Origin of the sequence: Sphingobacterium corticibacterium (genome assembly GCF_004208525.1) — a bacterium.
Classification (GTDB): domain Bacteria; phylum Bacteroidota; class Bacteroidia; order Sphingobacteriales; family Sphingobacteriaceae; genus Sphingobacterium; species Sphingobacterium corticibacterium.
Genome location: NZ_SGIT01000007.1, coordinates 124,346 through 146,604 on the forward strand (window position 1 = coordinate 124,346; position 22,259 = coordinate 146,604).

General features: G+C 41.9%; 14 protein-coding genes. 10 read left to right on the forward strand and 4 right to left on the reverse strand.

The window, feature by feature from the left end; all coding sequences use genetic code 11:
* Positions 1-326: 326 nt before the first annotated feature.
* The 4 genes from EWE74_RS20875 to EWE74_RS20890 all read right to left on the reverse strand — a co-directional run bounded on the left by EWE74_RS20875 (position 327) and on the right by EWE74_RS20890 (position 5,934).
* The gene (locus tag EWE74_RS20875; protein WP_130143598.1) at positions 327-1,544 is read right to left on the reverse strand and encodes a PepSY-associated TM helix domain-containing protein; all 1,218 of its coding nucleotides are present in this window, start codon (positions 1,542-1,544) and stop codon (positions 327-329) included.
* 5 nt (positions 1,545-1,549) lie between these two features.
* The gene (locus tag EWE74_RS20880; RefSeq protein WP_130143599.1) at positions 1,550-4,141 is read right to left on the reverse strand and encodes a TonB-dependent receptor; all 2,592 of its coding nucleotides are present in this window, start codon (positions 4,139-4,141) and stop codon (positions 1,550-1,552) included.
* A 147-nt stretch (positions 4,142-4,288) separates the two neighbouring features.
* Positions 4,289-5,275 (reverse strand): FecR family protein, encoded by a 987-nt coding sequence (locus EWE74_RS20885; RefSeq protein WP_130143600.1) that lies wholly within the window; start codon positions 5,273-5,275, stop codon positions 4,289-4,291.
* A gap of 107 nt (positions 5,276-5,382) precedes the next feature.
* Positions 5,383-5,934 carry an RNA polymerase sigma-70 factor gene (locus tag EWE74_RS20890; protein WP_165384786.1) on the reverse strand — a complete coding sequence of 184 codons (552 nt, stop codon included), beginning with the start codon at positions 5,932-5,934 and terminating at the stop codon, positions 5,383-5,385.
* Between the two features lie 225 nt (positions 5,935-6,159).
* On the opposite strand from EWE74_RS20890, the gene EWE74_RS20895 reads away from it, so the two are divergent.
* From EWE74_RS20895 to EWE74_RS20940, 10 genes are all read left to right on the forward strand, one after another.
* The gene (locus tag EWE74_RS20895; protein ID WP_165384787.1) at positions 6,160-6,687 is read left to right on the forward strand and encodes an energy transducer TonB; all 528 of its coding nucleotides are present in this window, start codon (positions 6,160-6,162) and stop codon (positions 6,685-6,687) included.
* Between the two features lie 274 nt (positions 6,688-6,961).
* Complete coding sequence (locus EWE74_RS20900) at positions 6,962-7,561, forward strand: RNA polymerase sigma factor (RefSeq protein ID WP_130143603.1); 600 nt, start codon at positions 6,962-6,964, stop codon at positions 7,559-7,561.
* Positions 7,562-7,625: 64 nt separating this feature from the next.
* Positions 7,626-8,807 carry a FecR family protein gene (locus EWE74_RS20905; protein ID WP_130143604.1) on the forward strand — a complete coding sequence of 394 codons (1,182 nt, stop codon included), beginning with the start codon at positions 7,626-7,628 and terminating at the stop codon, positions 8,805-8,807.
* 263 nt (positions 8,808-9,070) lie between these two features.
* Complete coding sequence (locus tag EWE74_RS20910) at positions 9,071-12,388, forward strand: SusC/RagA family TonB-linked outer membrane protein (RefSeq protein WP_206365324.1); 3,318 nt, start codon at positions 9,071-9,073, stop codon at positions 12,386-12,388.
* 12 nt (positions 12,389-12,400) lie between these two features.
* Entirely contained in the window at positions 12,401-14,242 is a 1,842-nt protein-coding gene (locus EWE74_RS20915; protein ID WP_130143605.1) for a RagB/SusD family nutrient uptake outer membrane protein, read from the forward strand.
* Positions 14,243-14,309: 67 nt separating this feature from the next.
* Positions 14,310-16,712, forward strand: coding sequence for a glycoside hydrolase family 31 protein (locus EWE74_RS20920; protein ID WP_130143606.1), 2,403 nt, complete (start codon positions 14,310-14,312; stop codon positions 16,710-16,712).
* Positions 16,713-16,731: 19 nt separating this feature from the next.
* Positions 16,732-18,168: an alpha-L-fucosidase gene (locus EWE74_RS20925; protein WP_165384788.1), complete on the forward strand. Its 1,437-nt coding sequence runs from the start codon at positions 16,732-16,734 to the stop codon at positions 18,166-18,168.
* 12 nt (positions 18,169-18,180) lie between these two features.
* Positions 18,181-19,128 (forward strand): SGNH/GDSL hydrolase family protein, encoded by a 948-nt coding sequence (locus EWE74_RS20930; protein WP_130143608.1) that lies wholly within the window; start codon positions 18,181-18,183, stop codon positions 19,126-19,128.
* A gap of 16 nt (positions 19,129-19,144) precedes the next feature.
* Positions 19,145-20,962 carry an alpha-L-fucosidase gene (locus EWE74_RS20935; RefSeq protein ID WP_130143609.1) on the forward strand — a complete coding sequence of 606 codons (1,818 nt, stop codon included), beginning with the start codon at positions 19,145-19,147 and terminating at the stop codon, positions 20,960-20,962.
* A gap of 15 nt (positions 20,963-20,977) precedes the next feature.
* The gene (locus EWE74_RS20940) at positions 20,978-22,252 is read left to right on the forward strand and encodes a Gfo/Idh/MocA family protein (protein WP_130143610.1); all 1,275 of its coding nucleotides are present in this window, start codon (positions 20,978-20,980) and stop codon (positions 22,250-22,252) included.
* Positions 22,253-22,259: the final 7 nt, after the last annotated feature.

Consider the following 22,259-nt stretch of genomic DNA (forward strand, 5'->3'; position numbering starts at 1 on the left):
AAAAAGATTCTTTTGTGTGTTTTTTTGGAATATTTGCTTGTGTTGTTGTTAAAATTAGGGATGATATTGTAAAAAGTGATATTTTTTTGAAGTTAATTGTTGATTTTGTTAGTCTTTTCATGATTTTGAGTATAAAAATACGTAGGTGTTGCTAATTATTTAGTCAAATATACTTAAGTATTTTTAAAAATCAATTTTAAAATTATTTTTTTTAGTGTTTTTTATGGGTAAATTTATGTTTTTTCGTTTTTACTTGTCTTTTTTATGTGTTTTTGGTTTTTTTTTATGGTGTTTTTTGATGGTTATGTGTGTTTTTTTTTATAGTGTTATTGTTTTGTGGTGTTTTTTTTCTTCATTTTACCCCATTTTCGGTTATACCAAATTATGAAACCGGTAATAGGAAGCGAAGCGCCGATTAGCGATACTATTGAAGCTAATATCCGAGTTGGTAAGCCTCCAATAGAACCCACATGAATTTCATAGTTGGCTCGGAAAATTTTTTCGGGGCTAGACAATTGTTCAAAGGGGGTGTGACGTTTGCCTGCTGGTAGAATTTCTGTTAATGTATATTGGTCAAAGTATCTCGCATACATACGGTAGTAGTAACCCTCTTTGGTAACGTCAGGATTAATGTAAACCGTGTATGGCGACGTGGTATCAGCGGGTAATATGAGGTCTATCTCATATATTCCCGCTGATTCTGCTATTTCCTGCCAGATGATATCTTCGGGGTGATTGAGGGCTGGGTCGAATGATGTGGATTTACTTATCGGCGGAGTAATTTCGTAGGGATATGTACTTCCAATTTCCGTTTTACCAGTGAGCAGACGATGATAACCTTCCTTAAACCAAGAAAAGCTGTAGTAGATACCGGTAATGGTCAAGATAATCGCTACGATAACCGAGTAGAAACCCAACACGTTGTGTAGATCAATATTAAGACGTTTCCAGTTCGCATTCCACTTCACCTTGAAGCTCTTTTGGCGTGTAGAATTGGTCCACTTATTCGGATACCACCAAATCAAACCCGTGATGAGCGTGATAAGGAAGAGAATGCAGGAAACACCTACTAACGGACTGCCAACTTCTGGCGGTAGCCAAAAAAAGCGGTGTCCGGCACGTAGGAAAAGCATAAAACGGGTAATGGCGGGTAATTCAGTTTCCAGATAAAGCACTTCTCCAGAATAAGGATTGAGATAGACAGTTGCATACCCGCCATCTGCATCTTGGTAATTAACGCTAGCACTCCATCCCTTTTTACCCAAGAAAATACGGCTAGTTGACTTCATCGTAACTTCCGCTGCAGAAAGGTGTGCATCTGCAAGTTTTCGCAAGAGGGAAGGCTGTAGATAGTGCTGTTCGCTTTCCTGCGTCCGAAAATGTGTTAATGTAAATCTCTCTATCTCTGGACGAAATACCCATACCGCCGCCGTCAGACACACCACGAAAACCACAATTCCGGAAGCAAGTCCCAACCAAAGGTGCAGCCATTCAACAATTTTTCTGAAAATCGATTTTTTCCTTTTTTTTTTCTGTTTTGCCATCTCAGCTAAAATCGCAAAGTAAGATTTCCGGCTACATTACGCGGCGCCTGTGGCATACCCCATAGACCCCAATAGCGTTCATTAGTCAGGTTGTTAACTTTGACGCCAATCCTCCACTTGGATTGTTCATAAAACATAGTTGCTTGGTAAGCTGTGTATCTTGGAGTATGGTATTGGTTATCCGAAAATAGATACGATTTACCTACATGGTTTCCGCCAATTCCTATTCCAAGCCCGCGCAAACTGTGCTGAAGGGTATAGGATAACCAAGTGTTTGCGACATGTTGCGGTGCGTCAGTAGCAAAGTTTCCGGTTATTGCAGGGTCAATATTTTCGGTGATGCGATTGTCGTTATAGACATATCCGGCTTGGATGTTCAAACCTGGTATCGGCAAGGCGATGATTTCAAACTCCATCCCTTTGCTTATTTGTTTGCCGCCCTGTACAACAAAGCCATCGTTACCATAATTGACCGCATTATCAATAGCGATATTATAGTAACTAGTCGTTAGGTTTAGCTTTTTATCAAAAAATTCGCCCTTCACACCTACTTCCGATTGATTCGCGAACGTCGGATTGAGTATTAGTCGACTCCCATCAGGTTGGTTTACCGGGGCTTCGTTTTGGAATCCACTCATATAGTTACCAAAAAAGGAAAGTTGATTTTTAATCACTTGATAAACGATGCCAAGTTTAGGGGCGAAAGACGTCTGGTTGAAACCCTCGGTACCGACAATTTCTTTCCGGTTGAAATGGTCCAACCGAAGGCTCAACATGAGCAATAGGCGATCAGTGAAATTGACCACATCGGATGCGTAGGCACTAATTGTATGTTGATCTGCTATTGGGGATCTGGATTCCGTTAGAAAGGGGTCTATGTTCGATTTGGGCAAGGGTTCGTAAGATTCCGTAATGTCAATCGGTTCAAGCGTTCCGCGTAGAATGGAATAGTTACTGTCAAAGAATCGATAGTTTGCGCCTACGACCAACTTATGTCGAACAGCGCCTGTGTTAAACTGCCCGTTAATATTTTGTTGTAAGCCTACGAAATTCTGGGTAATCGGTCCATAATTTGTTATCATTGGGGTCATCTTGGTGGGCGATGACCATGAAGCAAACAATTGGTAACTATGGTCGATGTCCTCGCCTGCAAACGAAAATAGGGTAGTCGATGTCCAGTTCTCTGAAAACTGATAACGGGATTCGGCGAACACTTTGGTCGTTGTGTTTTTGGCATCGGCACTTTCACTAAGCATACTGTTGGTGTAAGGAATGGGCAGATCCGCCGGCGTCTTGAAACCTGTTTCCGCGCTGCCCATGGAGTACCATGGTTGGGTTTTATGGACAGCATAGAACTCGGCATCGACAGCAAAGGATAGACGCTCGTTCACTTGATAACGTAAACTGGGTGCTAATAGAAAAGTGTTGTTGAATCCGGCATCTAAGAAGCTGTTTTCCTTGTTAGCTGCAGTATTGATTCGGAATAATGCTGTTTTGTCTGCATTCAACGGTGTGTTGATATCTGCACTGAGACGATTTAGCCCGAAACTCCCCGCGGTGTAGGAAACTTCCGTTTGGCGTTGAGCAAAAGGTTTCTTAGTCACCACATTGACAACTCCACCGAATGAGGAAATGGATGAGCCAAAGAGTGTTCCTGAAGGACCTTTCAATACCTCAATGCGTTCGATATTGGCAATATCCACAGAGGTGCGACTGGAAGTTGTTTCCATGCCATTCCGAGCATTAATACCCGTTCGGAAACCACGGGTCAATACCGTAAGTCCTCCAGAATCGTGTTCCGTGGGGACAGCTCCAGCTGCATTACTAACCGCTTGACTGACATTGAAAGCAACTTGCTGCTTCATCAATTTCTGATCGACGATGCTATACACTTGTGAATTTTCAAGATTACTCAATGGCATCCTCGCCACATATTCTGTATCCTTATCGACCGGTTTATTGATCTGGTTACCCTCCACGATCACTTCCTGTAATGTTTTAGCATCTTCACTTAAAGTAAAGGAAATACTGGTTATACGACCTGTTTCTACGGTCACGGTTTGCTGTTGTGTCTTTAACCCGATGTAACTGGCGGTAACGACATAAGTTCCAGTTTGAACGTTTTCCAATGAGAAATGTCCCTGATCGTCAGCTTGCGTACTGCGTTGACCGCGAATGCCGACTGTTACGAAGCCCGCGGACTGCCCATCTATGGTGCGTACCGACCCTTTTACGGAGCCTTTGCCAGCTGAAGGCTGTATCTTGATTTGTTTACCTTCTACCCGCAGACCTCTCGCCGCATCACCAAGTACATCTTGAAGTATTTGCTGTAGTGGAGTATCTCTATAGGATACGAACACCTTGCGGTCGGTATGAATTAGATTTGAACTATAGCTGAACGCATAACCGGTCTGTGCCTCTATACTTTCCAGCGTTTTTCCAACGGTCGTATTCCCGAGTTGCAGGCTTATGGATTTTTGGAGTATATCCGTTTGAGCGGCGTATGCTACGAAATTAAAGATTAGTACGAGAAAAGAAATTAGGATTGAATGGAATAGGAATGGTAGAGAGGTATCACTTCCTGATGAATATTTCATATTTTTGGTAACTTGTAATTTGATATTTGAATAAACTGTCAATTGCAATTGCCCGGTGATGAGTTTGGCGACGAAGCACCGGGTTTTTTATGTCTAATTTTGATTATTGATTTCAAACTAAGTAGGATTCGGATTTTTCATATATGCTTATTTATAAAGTAAAACATCTTTTTTGTCTATACGGTAGTGCAGATTCAGCAAAAAAGCTAAGTCGTTCATCAATTCTTGTAGTGATTTTTGCTTAAAACTTCCTTTTATTTTTAATCTGGCTAACATGGGATCATCAAGTTCGATGTTTATGTCGTACCAGCGCTCTATCATGAGGGCCGCTTCATCCAGTGTTATATCATTGAAGTAAAGGGTGTTTTCCAGCCAATCTATATAGCCCGATATTTGTCCTTTAGTCTTGTGTATACCATTTTCCGAAAATACAGCTCGTTCGTCGGCTTGTAAAATCAGTGTATCGGCACATCCTGTACCGCTAAACAGTACCTTACCTTCTTTAACAACGATGCTGCTGTTTGTTTCATTAACGAAATCGCGGAGATTGAACTGTGTACCCAATACACGGGTGTTCGAGCGTGCTGTTTCTGCAATGAACGGACGCGTCAAGTCATGGGCTACATTAAAAAAAGCCTCTCCATCCAAAACAACATGTCTTCTGTTAACACTAAACGATTCAGGATATCGTAACGTGCTGCCCGAATTCAAGGATACTTTCGTGCCATCGTTAAGTGTTATAGTCATTTTTTTTCCTTGGGGGACGGTGATTTCCTTGTATTGAGCAATAGTTAATTCTGGATTTTGATTGGATCGATTTTGGAATATAAATAGCAAGAGACCGAGTAGCACTAGCGCTGCGGCAATGCCAGAAGTTAAAAATGGATTCGGGCGTCTTATAGAAATATTTTTGCGCTGTGTTTTTTTTACATCCGATTTTGCGGACGATATGTTTTTTTTGGATTTCAATAGTGACCAAAGCTCTTGTTGAAGTTCATCCTCGTCCAAATCGTCCCCAACTCCATACTCCACATTTGGCTCCCCGGCTTCCAACCAACGCTCCACCTGTTGTATTTCGCTGGGTGTGCATTCCTTTTTCCAATACCTGTGTAAGAGTTCTGGATCTATTTCCATTTTGTCGCTTTTTTAAAACAAACAGTTGCAAAAGCTAGCTTTTACCCTTAGTGAGAATAAGAAAAAAAAACCTTTTTTATGTAAGTTGCTGATATACAGTTGAGATATTATATCTCTTTTAATTCGATTTTTGTTCGGAGAAACTTTAGCGCTTTTGTGAGATGGGCTTCGGTAGTTTTTACGGATATATCTAGTTCATTAGCTATTTCGGGAATAGTTAGTCCATTGTTACGGCTCAACGTATAAACTTGACGACAGCGGCACGGAAGCTTCACTACTAATGATTCAATATAGCGATTAAGGTCTTCAAAATGAATAGTCTCTTCTGTATTATTTGTTATGTCGCAGGAGTCACGACTATTGCACGCAAGTTTATCTTGGCGATACGACTCCTCACGGAAGTGATGTGCTATACACAGCCGAACCGCTCCAAACAAGTAGTGGCCGATATTGACCTTTATATCTAATTGTTTGCGACGCTCCCATAGCGAAAGGAATACCTGCTGTACGATTTCTTTGGATACTTCTGTATCGCGTACGTGATGCCTGCAGAAACCGAACAATTTTCTCCAATACTCGGCAAAAAGCTCGTTGAAACGCTTTTCGTCTAACCAATCGGAAGAGTCCTTATCCTGAAAAAAAAGTGTATTCTTTTTCACTATATGCTATGTTGCAATTGAATTGGTGCAAATATAGTTATTATGTGGATTAATTCTAAATAATTGGCCGTGTATCACAATCAACAAGTTCACCCAAATCAGCTAAGTGGTCTGATGCCGAGCTTTTTCCCGCCTTCTCAAGATATGGATAACGGGCTAAATACCGGAAAATAGCCATTGATGTTGACTATATGGTATGTTATCTTTGGAAAAACTTTGCATCAGATGAATAAATTTGTTAGTAGCCTTGCTTTTCTCTTTTTTTTCTTTACAAATACAAGTGATCTTTTTGCGCAAGTTTCAGAAAGTGAGAGTTATAGGAATCAAGGGGAAGATCCGTCTTCTGTTGCTAGGGTCGACATGTCTCCACCTTTTGTCCAAGACACTACTGTTGTGAATCAAGTGACGCTAGTTGCTGAGCCTCCAGGAGGTATACAGGCCTTTATGCGATGGATTGGAGAAAATTACAACTATCCACAAAAAGCTGTTGACGTAGGAGTGAGTGGCACGTTGCTTATCCGCTTTATTGTAGAGGTTGATGGCAGCATAAGCAACATTACTGTTTTGAGAGATCTTGGCTACGGCACTGGTGCTGAAGCTGTAAGGGTCTTGAAAAAATCGCGTAGATGGAAACCGGGGATAGCTGAAGGTAAGCCGGTGAGAAGCAGATTTGACCTTCCGATCACGTTATCGGTAATTGATGCCGATAATGTTCCTTATGCTAATGTGAAGGAGATGTTGGAAGAAATATAAAAAAGTGGAACGTTAGATAGTTATACTTCTGTATTGAGGATAAATAATTTTAACATGAATATCAATGTTTATTTTTGAATAAATTTCTGCGTAACTGTGTTTCGTATATGAAAATTGTTAATTATTATAAATAAGATATCGTAGGATAAATTTAAAACGATCGTGATTTTATTTGGAAAGAAAATTTGGACGAGGAGAAAAATAGCAAAATTATATGCTATATTTGGTCTTTGGCCTTTTGGTGATAAAATTCACCCGCCTAAGCTAATCGGCAATGATAAACGATCAAAACATATCCGAACATGATATTCTTCTTCGGCTGCAGTCAGGAGATCAAGATGCTTTTCGTGTACTCTACGAACGTTATAGTCGACTTATATATGGCAACATCATGCGGTTCATCGGCGACGAATCTGTTGCGGACGATTTGTTGCAGGATGTCTTCGTAAAGATATGGGAACATCGTGCCTCAATCGATCCTAATCTGTCATTTTCCGCTTATTTATTTACCTGTTCAAGAAACACGGTCTTCAATTTCAAAAGAAGATTGAAATTAGAGATCGAATCTGCCATACATTTAGCCTATGACAGCACTGGATTTGTAGAGTCCGTAGATAGTATACTCCATAAAAAAGAGGTACAGAACCTGATAGAAAATGTAATCAGTCAACTTCCACTGCAAAGACAAAGAATTTTTAGGATGTGTAAATTAGATGGAAAAAGTTATCAGGAGGTAGCTGAAGAACTTCAGATTTCAGTTTCTACCGTACGTGACCATATCGTAAAGGCTAACAAATTCATTAAAGATGTATTAATGTACGAAGGAAGCCTTTCTTCCTTATTGCTTATTTTCTTCTATCTGGGTATTTCTTAAAAAAATAATAGATAGAGCAGACCTTTTTTCACTTGTAGGTGTATTTACTAAAAATAGACCGAAAGTGGATCACTATAAATCTAACATACTAACGCTGTTACAGCGATATAAGGACGGTAAATGTTCGCGAGAAGAACTCGAAAACCTTTACCACGAATTGTCCAGTAATAACGACGATGTCGATAAGGCATTATGGGAAAGTCTTCTGCAGGAAGTTGATACAGCTAAGCTGAGTGATCAAAAATTCGAAAATCTTTATCAAAAAATATCTTCCAAAACGATAGCAACGTCTGAGAAGCGGACAATAAGGCGCTTGATCCCATTTTGGGCTGCTGCTGCGGTTCTTATCATTTGCCTAGGCGGACTTTATCTATATAACGATACCTTTCAGAAAACCACCCGCGAAACCCCGCAATATACAAAACTTGTTGATGTAGCGCCTGGCTCCAATAAGGCCGTGCTTAAAACCGCCGATGGAAGTGTCATCGTTCTGAACGAGGCGCAGGATGGTATTATTATGGGGGATGAAATTATCTACACGAACGGATCGGAGGTGGTGCAAGTAACCGAAGGTAGCCATGCTTTGGAAGTCCTCTATGAGCTTTCTACCCCGAATAGTGGTACTTATCGGGTTACCTTGGATGACGGAAGTACCGTTTGGCTGAATGCCGCCTCTAAATTAATCTATCCATCTAAGTTTAGTCGCCATGAACGGAAAGTGGTAATTGAGGGAGAGGCATATTTTGAAATTCAAAAAGATCCTACGCGACCATTCAAGGTTACCAGTGGGAATCAAACGGTGGAAGTACTCGGTACAACGTTCAATATTAGTGCTTACCCCGGCGAGCGTGCCGTGCGTACAACTTTGGTGGAAGGAAAGGTAAAGGTCGGGCAGACCGGCGCTTCCTCATCTTCGGTATACTTATATCCGGGACAACAGTCCATTCTTAAAAAGGGCAGCGAAATAAAGGTGAAACAGGTCAATCTGATGGAACAAGTTGGATGGAAGGAAGGTCTGTTTTACTTTGATGAGACGGCGTTGAAGGATGCGATGCTCCAGATTAGTCGTTGGTATGATATAGAAATTAGGTACGATGGGGATGTTTCCCAAACCTATTTTTATGGAGAGATACCGAGAAGTAAGTCACTTAAAAATGTATTGAATATACTGGAAGAGGGTAACGTACGCTTCCGGTTAACAAAAGAGAAAACGAAAAATGTATTGACGGTACTATCCGAACAGTAAATGTAGATGCGTTAATTGTTGATTGTAAACTTAATAAATGACTGGAATGAAAAGAAAACCAACTTAATATAGTAAGATCGAAAAAAGCAAAAAAGGCAGTGCTGGGGGGCACTACCTAAAATTTTGAATGCTTTTATACGCCGCCAAAATGACGGCTTGTAGTTAACCATTATAAAAACAATACAAAACATTACAAACATATGATTTTTTGTCCATGTGTTAAAGTCTATTATTGGACTTTAACTCACCGAATATTCGTTATTATGAAGCTGGTGATCGTATTTCTATTCATTACCATGTTGCAGGTTCATGCCGAGGGAACTGCGCAGACGATAAACTTAAAAGTAAATAATTTAACACTCACCGACGCCATGCGAAGTATTCAGAAACAAAGCGGATATGCTTTTTTCCTGAATGGAAAGGCGATAGCGAGTACACGCGTGAGTGCCGAAATTAAAAATGAAACGCTCGATGTAGCCATGAGCAAACTACTGGTGCCTTTAAACCTCGAATGGGTCATTAAAGATGAAACAATAGTAGTCAAACGTCGTTATTCAAAAACGAACAACGAACGATCCACATCTGTTGCTTTGCAACGGCGTGTAACAGGCCGGATAACGGACGGACAGGGGACGCCGCTTATCGGGGCAACAATCGCTGTTAAAGGCGAAGCAATTACCACGAACTCGGATAGAGAAGGAGCTTATCAGATAGAAGTACCCCATACCAAGTCCGTTCTAGTCTTCTCCAACGTCGGATTTACGTCTTCGGAAAAGTTAGTCGGCGACGAATCTATTATCCATATAGTTTTAAAGGAAGCCGTGAGTGATCTGGAGGAGGTGATGGTGGTTGGTTATGGTGTGCAGAAAAAAGAAACGGCTACGGGTGCGATCGCTTCTATTAAAGGATCGACAATTGCTTCCTCACCGGCAACTAATGTGACCAACAACTTACTAGGCAGGGTACCGGGTTTGAGCGCAATTTCACCGAGTGGTGAACCTGGTCGGGATGGAGCAAATTTGCTGATCCGGGGGTTAAATACACTCGGTAATAACAGTCCCCTAATTGTCGTAAATGGTGTTCCTAACCGTAGCTTCGAACGCATAAACCCAAATGATATAGAGAGTATTACCGTGTTAAAGGATGCTGCGGCCGCCATTTATGGTGCACAGGCTGCCAACGGTGCTATCATCGTCACGACGAAAAGAGGGAATTCGGGTAAACCTAGGATAAATCTTGATCTCGGAATGGGAATGAATCAACCCACACGTATACCGAAAATGGCAGATGCCGTACAATACACCACTTTGTTGAATGAACTGGAATATTATAAAAACCCCGATGGAGGATGGTATCAACGATTTACGGAAGAAGATATCAAACTATTCGGTGATGGATCTGACCTCTGGGGACATCCCGACACCGATTGGTTTTCGGAAACGCTTAAACCTTGGTCGGCACAGCATCAAACAAGTATCACATTATCCGGTGGATCAGACAATGTGCAATATTTTATTTCGGCAGGCGAAAAGTACCAAGATGCCTATTATAGAAAAAGCTCATCAGATTATCGCCAATATAATTTTAGATCAAATGTTGACGCCAAAGTGAATAAGTATATCGATGTAGCATTTGACGTCGCTGGCCGTTTAGAAGATTACAATTTGCCGACACGACCTACCGAAGATATTATCTGGTCGATGATTACCCGGGGAAAGCCAAACATGCCGGCATACTGGCCGAACGGGGATCCTGGGCCGGACATCGAGCGTGGCGATAACCCAGTTGTAATTGTTTCCGATGCGCCAGGTTATGACAGAGTGGATAACTACGTCTTCGAAGGTAATTTTCGGGCTAATATCCGTATACCTTGGGTAGAAGGACTCACACTGACGGGGAATGCCGCTTATGACCGTTCTTTTCGTTTGCAAAAGGTATTTAATAAACCTTGGTATTTATATACATGGGATGGAAATCCGGATCACGTAACGACGAGAGGAAAACGCGGCTTCGATTCTGCACAATTGACGGAAAACTATTCGGGGGGAGATAATTACTTGTTGAATACGTTTGCTACGTACACGAAGTCATTTGATACGGAACATCATATAAAATTGATGGCCGGGATGGAAACTCGTGGAGGAAGAGGAAACAACTTTGGCGCATTTAGACGAAACTTTATTTCGGATGCTATTGAGGAACTCTTTGCGGGGGCAGAGGATCAATTTATGTCTAATTGGGGATCGGCGTCCCATAATAAATACATGAGTTATTTTGGTCGTGCAAATTACGACTTCAGAAATAAATATCTGCTCGAATTTTTATGGCGGTATGATGGTTCGTATATGTTTCCTAAAGATAGACGGTTTGGTTTCTTTCCTGGTGTGTCTTTGGGCTGGCGGATCTCCGACGAAGATTTCTGGGGAGACAACTTGTCCTTCATCAACGACCTAAAGTTAAGGACATCTTGGGGACAAACCGGTAACGACCGTATCGCCGAATACCAGTACCTAGCTACATACGGATTCTCCGATCGAAATTACGGGTTCGGCGTTCCGACAATCGATAACAAACTGCTGGAAGAAATGAAAATTCCTAATCCGAATGTAACCTGGGAGGTGGCAAACCAATTTAATGTTGGATTTGATACTTATATGTTTGGAAATAAATTCTTTTTGGAATTTGATTATTTCAACAATCTGCGATCGCAGATACTGGTGACGCGTAACGCTTCTGTACCGGGGAGTACAGGATTGGTTCTGCCGCCGGAAAACATCGGAAAAGTAAGAAACAAGGGATTCGAATTTCATATTGGCTATCAGGACAGTAAAAGTGATTTCGATTATTCGATAGCTTTTAACGCAAGTTATTCGAAAAATAAAATTGTGTTTTGGGATGAAACCCCTGGTATACCGGATTATCAGCAGTCTACTGGACGCCCGATGGGTTCCTCATTATATTACGAAGCCATTGGGATATTCAAAGACCAAGCGGAAATTGATGCGTATCCTCACCTCCCGGGTGCTGCTCCTGGTGATATCATATTTAAAGATGTGAACGGCGATCAAGAGATAAACGGATTGGATAGGGTGATGAATACGAAGTCAAGTATGCCAAGGTTGCTAGGTGGGTTGACGTTGAATTTTAGCTATAAAAAAGCAATTGATATGAGTATTTTCTTCCAAGGAGCTACCGGTGCCGTGCAGTATATTGACATGGTGGAATCTGGCGACTGGGGAAACTACTATCAGTTTTTTGCGGAAAACCATTGGACACCAGACAACACTGGGGCTGCATACCCCAGGGCGTACAACCGATCAGAACCTTATTGGACTAACTCTGCGAATACATTTTGGTTAAAACCGACCGACTATATCCGTCTGAAAAATATCGAATTGGGGTATAGTTTTTCGCAGAATTTGACCGAAAGAATCGGTGTGGAAAGGCTGCGTATTTATGCGAATGCATTTAACTTATTTACGGTGGATAAACTAAAACATTTTGATCCGGAGGCGATTAAAACCAGTCGGTCATATCCTGCGCAGCGAATCATTAATATGGGGATTGGTTTAACTTTTTAAAAGAGAATGGAAATGAAAAAGCTACTTATTAAAACGATCATATTTTTTTGTCTTTGCATCCACGTGGCATGTGATAAGGATTTTCTGGACTTAGAACCGCTAGGTGAATATTCGGAGACCAACGTCTGGAAAGATTTGAACCTAGCGGAAACATTTGTAAACAAAATGTATATAAACGTCTTCGGAACACCTTTTGCCGCTTGGCGTCTTTCGGATTACAGCGATGAATCCCATTTCGTGCCAGATTGGGGTACCGGCAATTTTAATAAAGGATTAATTACTTCGGATAATTTGTATACTTGGCCTGCCACATACGCTACAGCTCATTTAAATTGGAATTCGCTATATGCCAATATCAGGCAGACCAATATATTTTTCTCGAAAATCGAGGAGATTGCTGCGGATGATCCAGATTTTTCCAATCGGCTGAAAGGGGAAGTTTATTTCATGCGTGCGGCCACTTATCATTATTTGACAACGCTTTATGGTGGTGTTCCGATCGTTACCGATGTGTACGGATTAAATGACGATTTTCTTCTTCCCCGGAATAACTATGCGGAATGTATAGATTTTATCGTTTCGCAGCTTGATAGTGCTGCTTCGTTGTTGCCGGAAAGTTATTCAGCAGATAGAGCCGGGCGGATTACGAAAGGTGGGGCGCTAGGGTTTAAGGCTAAAGTTTTGGTATACGCTGCGAGCGATCTGCATAATCCCGAGAAAAATGGCGCTGTACTCCATGGTTACACCAATCCCGAATTGTTAGGTTATACTAACGGTTCTGCTACTGATCGCTGGAGACTGGCAAAGAATGCTGCGAAAGCGGTTATCGATATGCAAACGTATAATTTATATGCTGCTGATCCTGCCGAAGGAGATTCCATTCCGCAAATTATTGCTGATTATTTCCTCATGAAAGAATTGACGGCGGAGGATATGATAACGATACACTATACCCCCAAAACCTCAACCGGAGGTTGGGTAGATCCCGTTATTGCGTCCAATCCAAATGGATATCATGGAACAGGCAACCAGAACCCTATCGGGGATTTGGTGGATGACTATGAAATGAAGGACGGTTCTAAATTCGACTGGGAAAATCCAGTGCACAAAGCGAATCCTTACGTTGATCGTGATGCGCGGTTTTATGCTACGGTCCTTTACGAAGGGGTACAATGGGCGACTCGACCTTCGGATGCGCTGGTAATGGATCCGTATAGCAAAATTCAGACAGGATATGTTTATGGCACTAACGGCACCTTGATCAAGGCTGGCCTTGATACCAGGAAGGGTCCGATTGAGGATTGGAACGGCAGTTATTCGGGGTATTATCTTCGTAAAGCGGTGGATCCCACTATTTCACCGACGGATGGAAAAAAGCAAGATATACCGTTTCGATACATGCGGTATGCCGAAATATTGTTGATTTATGCAGAGGCGTGTAATGAACTGGGCGAAGACGCGGAAGCAAGGGATTATGTCAATAGGGTGCGTAAGCGTGCAGGACAACCTAATTTATCCGAAGCGATTAGCGGAGATGCTTTACGGAAGGCAATCAGACACGAGCGTCGGATAGAACTTGCTTTTGAGGATCATCGCTTTTGGGATGTCAGAAGATGGCTTATCGGACCCGAGGCTGCTCATCAAACACACGGGGTAGATATCCGTTATACGGTGAATAGAACACAAGTCGCTTCTTATAGGCAGCCTGATGGATCAACATGGGGCACTCCTGTGTATAATCGTATTCAGATTCCTGGTGATTTGAGAATTTGGGAAAACAAATTGTATTTCTTTCCCATTATGCGCGATGAAATACTCAAAAACGATTTACTCATACAAAATCCAGGTTATTGATCGGTCAATCAGCCTGTTCTAATAGGTTGTGCGGTATATATAGCCGCACAGCTTTAATTTAAGAAATATGATGAATATAAAATGGAAGTTAGCTCTCCGTATGGGCTGGCTGGTGATGATAGCGTTAAGTTGTTCGTTGGGGATACGTTCGTTTGGGCAAGGACATACTATTGAACTTTCAAATGGCAATTTTTTAAATATACAAACGTGTAATAACCAAACATTCAGAATAAGAGTTTCACCTTCGAACAGTTTTCCCGAAACATTGATGGAACGCTATGGAATTGTAAAGAAAGATTGGGATGGTAAAACAAAAGTAACAAAGCATGGTTCGGATTACCGGATAACAACAGATCAAAATCTGTTGGAAATTAATGGGAAAGATGGGGAGATTATCCTTAGGTCGCAATCTGGAAGGGAAATCATCACCCGTTTGTCGGTATTGGAAAAGGAGGATAAAACCTATAAAGGGTTGCATGAAACTGTAACGGATTATGAGCAAGCATTAACCAAAAGGGAAATTATCGGAGATACGACAAGCGAAGATCGCATTTCGGAAGTTGTTAAAAAAGCAGAAAACCACTTACAACCTGCTATAGCGCGTCTGTCGATTAGACCAGAGGAACGTTTCTATGGTGGTGGTGCGGCCAGTCGTAAAGCTATTGAGCACAGAGGATCACTCCTGCGAATATGGGCGACGTATCAGCAGTCGGATATGGTTTCGCCATTTCTTGTTAGCTCAGGTGGTTGGGGGATTTTCAACAATACCACAGCTTTGAACTATTTTGATGTGGGACATTTTAAAGAAGATCAACTTTACGTGTACAATACGGATGGAACAGTTGACTTTTATTTGATGACGGGGCATTCCTTGGAAAACACCATCGATCTGTATACCACGATAACGGGTAAGCCATATCTGTTACCCAAATGGGCTTATGGTTTAGCGTTCGGAGGGAATATGATGGAAGATCAATTCCGGATGTTGGACAACGCAGTACAGTTCCGAAAGGAAAATATTCCGGTTGATGTATATTGGATTGAACCGCAGTGGATGGCTAAATTTTATGATTATTCTGCGGAGAAAGATTGGGATCTGTCCAAATTTCCGGCTTACTTTTTCTGGCAGAAAAGCGAAGGTAACCGTTATGAGAACAAGCAGCTATTCTTATCCAAATTACGCCAACTAGGTTATCATGTAGCGTTATGGTTGTGTATTGATCATGATCTGAGCATAGAGGAGGAAGACCATTTAGCTGCTCAAAGCGGTGGTGAGCAATCGGGTAAAGCACATTGGTTTCCCCATCTGATGAAATTTGTTGATCAGGGAATTGAAGGGTTCAAGCTCGATCCGGGACGTACGCTGGACGAACACCCCGATAGAGTATATCACAATGGATATACGGATCGGGAGATGCACAATTTAAATCAAGTGTTGCTGCCCAAACAGATGTATCGTGTTTTCCGTGAACACAAGGGAGTTCGGTCTTTTCACCACTATTGCGGTGGTTATGCTGGAAGCCAACATTGGGGCGCCTCCACTGCGGGTGATAATGGTGGTGGTCGGGATGCACTTTATGATCAACTGAATCTCGGCTTGAGCGGATTCTTAAATACTTCCGCGGATGTATTGGATGCGGTAGAAGATGTGAAAGCAGGTTTTCATTTTGGCTTTTTCCTCCCGTGGGTGCAAATCAATAGTTGGGCAAGTATGCATTATCCTTGGTACTTTTCTCCGGAATATAAGGAGACGTTCCGCTTCTATGCACAATTGCGTAACAGCTTATTGCCATATATCTACTCAACCGCTATATACGGTAGCCAAACTGGAATGCCCATCCTGCGGGCAATGCCCTTAGTATTTCCAGAGGATAAAGAAGTGGAAAATATGACGACGCAGTTTATGTTTGGAGAACATCTGTTGGTTAGTGCGTTTACAGATTCTATCTATTTGCCGGCAGGTAAATGGGTGAATTACTGGTCGGGTGAAAAGATAACGGGTGGGCAGACCATTTCGCCAAGCATGCCTGCACATACTGGTGGTCAGCTTTTTGTGAAGGCTGGTGCCATAATTCCATTCCAAAAGCCGATGCAATATGTTGGCCAAAACCCGTTAGACACACTAATCTTGAGGGTTTATCCGGCAGGGAGCAGCGCATACACTTTATTGGAAGACGATGGTGTGTCGTTCGATTTTGAACAAGGAAAGATTTCCAAAACTTACTTCGAATGCAAAGAAAAAGAAGATGAAATCGAATTCATCATTTCTCCCGCAGTAGGTTCGTATGATGGAATGTTAGAAAAGCGAGCTTATGAGATCGTGTTTAATGAGCACCGTACGCCTTCCCGCGTCGAATTAAATGGTCAGTTACTCGAAACTTGGGAAACGAAAAAGGGTGTATTACATGTTTCGGTACGCCAATCGGATATTCATAGGCAGCAGTTGTTAAAAATCTCAAAGGAGGATTAGGTGTATGAAATATTTTATAATGTTATTATTAATCGCTCTCTGGAGTGATAAAGTATTATGTCAATCGATGGAAAACGATTGGCATAAGATGAACCGATCAAAAGAGCGTGCATTACAGGACTTCCAGCAGCAAAAATTCGGTATGTTCATCCATTGGGGGCTGTATGCTATTCCCGGTGGGATATGGAATGGAAAAACAATGGAGGAAATGGGGATTCCGAATGTAGCAGAATGGATCCAGTTAGTTGCGAAGATCCCCCGAAAAGAATATGCCGATTTAGCCGCTTTATTTAATCCTGTCGATTTCGATGCGGACCATATTGTCAACATGGCCAAAGAAGCCGGAATGAAATATATCGTCATCACGAGCAAACACCATGACGGTTTTGCACTATTCGAGTCGAAAGTCAGCGATTTCGATATTATGGATGCAACACCGTTTAAGCGGGATATTGTACGAGAATTATATGAAGCCTGTAAACGGCATCAGTTAGAGTTCGGGGTGTATTACTCCCATAATATTGATTGGGCAGATGGGGCTGACGCACAATATGCGACAACAAAAGCTGCCAACGATCTGACGAATAACGATACGGATAGCTTTGGTGCAAATCTATGGGATCCGAGTCCCAATGGCTTTTCTACTTATCTAAAAAACAAGGCTATTCCGCAGGTAAAAGAATTACTGGAGCAGTTTCCAGGTATCCGGTATATTTGGTTTGATATGCCAGGTCTGATGACACCGGAACAGAGCTATACATTTTATAAAACGGTATATGATATCAATCCAGATGTCATTATTGCTGAACGTATCGGTAATGATATGGGCGATTATGCGATTCCTGGAGACAACCGTATCCCGACGGCTGACGACCAATTTGATAAACCTTGGGAAGCGATTGGAACATTTAATCATTCATGGGGCTACAAATCGTATGATAATGATTGGAAAAGCGCCGATGAGCTTCTTTACTGGCTTATCGAAATTGTAAGTAAGGGGGGAAACTATATGCTGAACATTGGTCCAGATGCGAAAGGAAATGTTGCGCCAACAGTCATGAACAACCTACAAAAACTTGGTAGCTGGATGGCGGTGAACAATGAAGCAATATACGGGTCTAAACCATGGAAAGTGCAGCGCGAAGGTCCGACGACTGTTAGCATAACAGATACCGAACAACGCGAAAAAGAAGGTTTTAAAGTTCAATTCACGTCGGAAGACTTTTGGTTTACCGAACGTGGGAATCAACTGTATGCTATATCACTGGAATTGCCAGAGAGCCAGATAGCCCTCGTGAAAAGTTTAGCTAGGGGAGAAGTTGATGTTAAACAAGTGGAGATACTAGGCGCAGGCAAAGTTGCTTTTAGACAAACGGAAGAAGGACTTACAATAAAACTCCCAAAATCAGTTCAGAAATTGCCGAAAGGGTATACTTTAAAAATAACACGAAATTAAATCCAGATAGTAATGAACCGCATCTATATCGTTTTTGTTTTGTTTTTAAGCTTTGGTGTTGAGGGAAGTGGTCAAACACGATCTTCAGAAAATCCTTTTCCTATACAAGATGCTCAAAAAATACTGTTCTTAGGAAATAGTATAACGTATGCGGGACACTATGTGACATTCTTTGAAAGTTTTTTGATAACGGAGTTTCCAACCTCTGAAATAGAAATCATCAATTTGGGATTGCCAAGCGAAACTGTCTCGGGTCTTAGTGAAGATGGTCATGCTGATGGAGCATTTGTTCGTCCATGGCTGTTTAGCAGGCTTGATAATGTCATCGAACGGATAAAACCGGACGTTGTCTTTGCGTGCTATGGTATGAATGACGGAATCTATCAACCTTTTAGTGAGTCGAATTTTCAGCGCTATAAAGAGGGCATGATCGCCTTATATACAAAGCTTAAAGCGGCACAGGTTAAACGGATTATCTTTATCACACCAAGTGTACATGAAGATCCTATATTGGGACTTAGAGGCTATAACCTCGTGCTTAATCAATATGCGCGCTGGCTAATTGATCAACGAAGGGAAAGAAACTGGGAAGTAATAGATATACATTTTCCTATGCAAGACTACCTGATGACAAATAAAACGCTTAAACCTAATTTTAAATTAGCGGAAGATGGTATACATCCTGGATTGGAAGGACATCAGTTCATAGCAGAAAAACTAATATCTTATGTCGATGATACTTTTCCCGCAAAGGATTTTTTATCCCGTTGCCTTGATCCTGCTTCCAGCTATTATCCCCTTTATAAATTATTGGAAGAGCGACAGGAAATATTAAAAAATGCGTGGCTAACATATACCGGACATAACCGGCCGGGATTGCCTGTTGGGCTTCCGCCTGATAAGGCTAAAAAAGAAAACCTACGCATCAAGAATAAAATACAACAATTACAGAAAATGTAACTTAAATGCAATAACTATGAAATATCAGATCATCATTTATCTACTCCTCTTGCTACACCTTAAAGACTTAACTGCTCAAACTAAATCCGAGCCTTTTGAAGGCGCTGCAGGATGGTTAGAAACACAGGAAAAACGCTTAGCTTGGTTTCAAGATGCCCGCTTCGGTGTTTTTATCCATTGGGGTCTATATAGTGCTGCCGGTGGTGTTTTTAAAGGCGAAACGTATCCGCAGCATTATGCGGAATGGATACAGACTTGGGGTAAGATTCCAAGTAAACAATATACAGAACATTTAAAGCCTAAATTTACTTTACGGGACTTTGATCCAAAGCAATGGGCAAAACTGGTTAAGAAATCTGGAGCGAAATATATGGTTCTTACCTCGCGACATCACGAAGGCTTTAGTTTATTTAATAGTCATCAACCCTTTGCCTTACATAATGATGTAACGGGGACGGCAAATCTTTCGCCTGCCGGACGGGATCTTTATCGTGAGATTATGGAAGCTTTCCAGCAAGAAGGGCTAAAAACAGGAGCGTATTACTCATTACTAGATTGGCAGCATCCGGATTCGTATGAAGCTTTTCAGTTAAACCCTAACCCAACCGGACATGTTCCTGATCATGAACGATACAAGGATTATCTGTATGGGCAAGTCAAGGAACTGGCTAACAATTACGGCTCACTGGATGTATTATGGGCGGATTTTAGTAATAAAGATTACGAAGGCGAAAGTTGGGGGACGAAAAGGATATTGACCGACCTTATTAAATGGCAGCCTAATATATTGATCAATAATAGATTCTGGAACGGGTTGGAAAATAAAAATGGAGATATCGGAACACCGGAGAAATATGTACCCCCTACAGGTATAGACGGAACCAATTGGGAAGTGAATTATACCATGAACGAAAGCTATGGTTATAGTGTGCATGACCAAAACTGGAAAAGCTTCCCACAGATTATGCGCCCGTTGGTAGAAACCGTCAGCAAAGGGGGGAATTTTCTTTTAAATGTAGGGCCTGATGGTAACGGCAAGATTCCAGACCAAGCGGTAGAAATATTGGAGAAGGTAGGAAAGTGGATGTCCGTAAACGGTGAGTCTATTTATGGGACGCAGGCGAGTCCTTTCAGGAAGTTGGATTGGGGGTATTGTACGATAAAAGGGAATAAGATTTACTTACATGTATTTGATATACCGAGTGGTAATGTAATCAATGTGCCTTTAAAAAATACAGTTAAAAGTCTCTATGAGATGGGGTTGGAAGATATTCCTATGGAGGCAGTTCCGCAGGAAATAGGTATAGGGATTACGATATCCCCATTTTCTTTAGAGGAAGGTCCCAAGGTGCTGGTAATGGAAGTCGAGGGAGCACTCGAAATAGAAGAGAGTGTGGCACAGGCGTTATCGGACGGAAGGATTGTCCTATCTGCTGATAACGCCGATATCCATACGGCACATGGGATGAATATAACTGGTGCGAGCCATGATTTTAAACGTCCTAATGCCCTCGCGGGATGGAGCCATACCGATGATAAAGTATCTTGGAAAGTAAAGATACAACGACCGGGGCAATACGATGTTTTGATCCAATACTTGCCATTACCAACAACGGGTGGATCTGTGGTGTTCCATACGTCAGGCAGCAAGTTGACATATAACTTTGAAGCCAAGGAAGGAAAATCGTTTGAAGAAGTAAGCATTGGGACAATTGAGGTACCACAAAAAGCCATCGGCGAGCCATTTCTTCCATTTGCACTGGAAGCGCTCTCTATTGAAGGAAATGCTTTGCCGGAAATTAGCGCTGTGAGCTTAGTTCCTAAACAAGATTGATTTAATACGAAAACAATGAAAAGAAGAGATTTTATAGATAGAAGCTGGAAGTCTGCTGTTGCTTTTACAATTGTTCCGCGCAGTGTCTTGGGCGGAAGTGGATTTGTTGCGCCAAGTGACAAAATTCAAGTTGGCTTTATCGGTGTAGGAAAGCAGAGTCTAAATTTATTGTCCGGATTGAACGGCTGCCCGGAGGTGGTCGTTCAGGCGGCTTGTGACGTGGATAGTAAGAAATTAGATTACTTCGTCAAAGCGGCTGCAACGGCTCAAAGTATGACGGGTAAATCAAATCCCGCTATCGGTAAATATGGAAATTTTCGAGAACTCCTGGAGTCGGCATCAGTGGATGCTGTCGTCATCGCAACGCCGGATCATTGGCATGCGCAAATCGCTGTAGATGCAGCTAAAGCGAAGAAAGATATTTATTGCGAAAAACCATTAGCCCTGACTATAGCAGAAGGAAGAGCCATGGTGAATGCGGCCAGGAAATACGGAGTGGTCTTTCAAACAGGGAGCATGCAACGTTCTTCATTTAACTTTAGACACGCGGCGGAATTGGTATACAATGGTTATATTGGAGATGTGACGGAAGTCAATGTGTCGGTAGGGGAGCCAGTAAAACAATGTGACCTACCTTCCTTTCCTGTACCGGATTATTTAGATTGGGATATGTGGATCGGTCCCTCTTTATACCGGGGTTATAACCCCATTTTATCACCCCCCATAGAAGACGATAAATGGGCGTGGTGGCGCGGATATCGGGATTTTGGTGGAGGGTATATTACGGATTGGGGAGCACATATGTTTGATATTATTCAATGGGCTTTAGGTATGGACAATAGTGGGCCAGTTCAGTTTATACCTCCGGAAGCTCCACAGGCAGAAAAAGGTTTGACTTACGTTTACGAGAATGGTACACGTGTCAACCATGTTGATTGGGGAGAACCTAATGCCATTCAGTTTGTAGGAACCGATGGCAATATAGAAGTAAGTCGATCGTTTTTGAAAACAAATCCGACGCCACTTGCGGGGCATCACCTAATGGCTAACGATAAACGTTTGTATTACAGCGATAATCATTATCAGGATTGGGTGAAAGCTATTCAAAACCGTTCGAAACCGATTTGTGACGTGGAGATCGGTCAGCGGACATCGACAGTGTGTAACGCGGTTAATATTGCTTATGAGCTACAAAGGGAATTACGGTGGGATCCTCTAAAGGAAGAGTTTGACGATCCATTCGCCAATATGATGAGAAGTCGACCCTATCGAGGAAAATGGAAACTGTAATTATAAA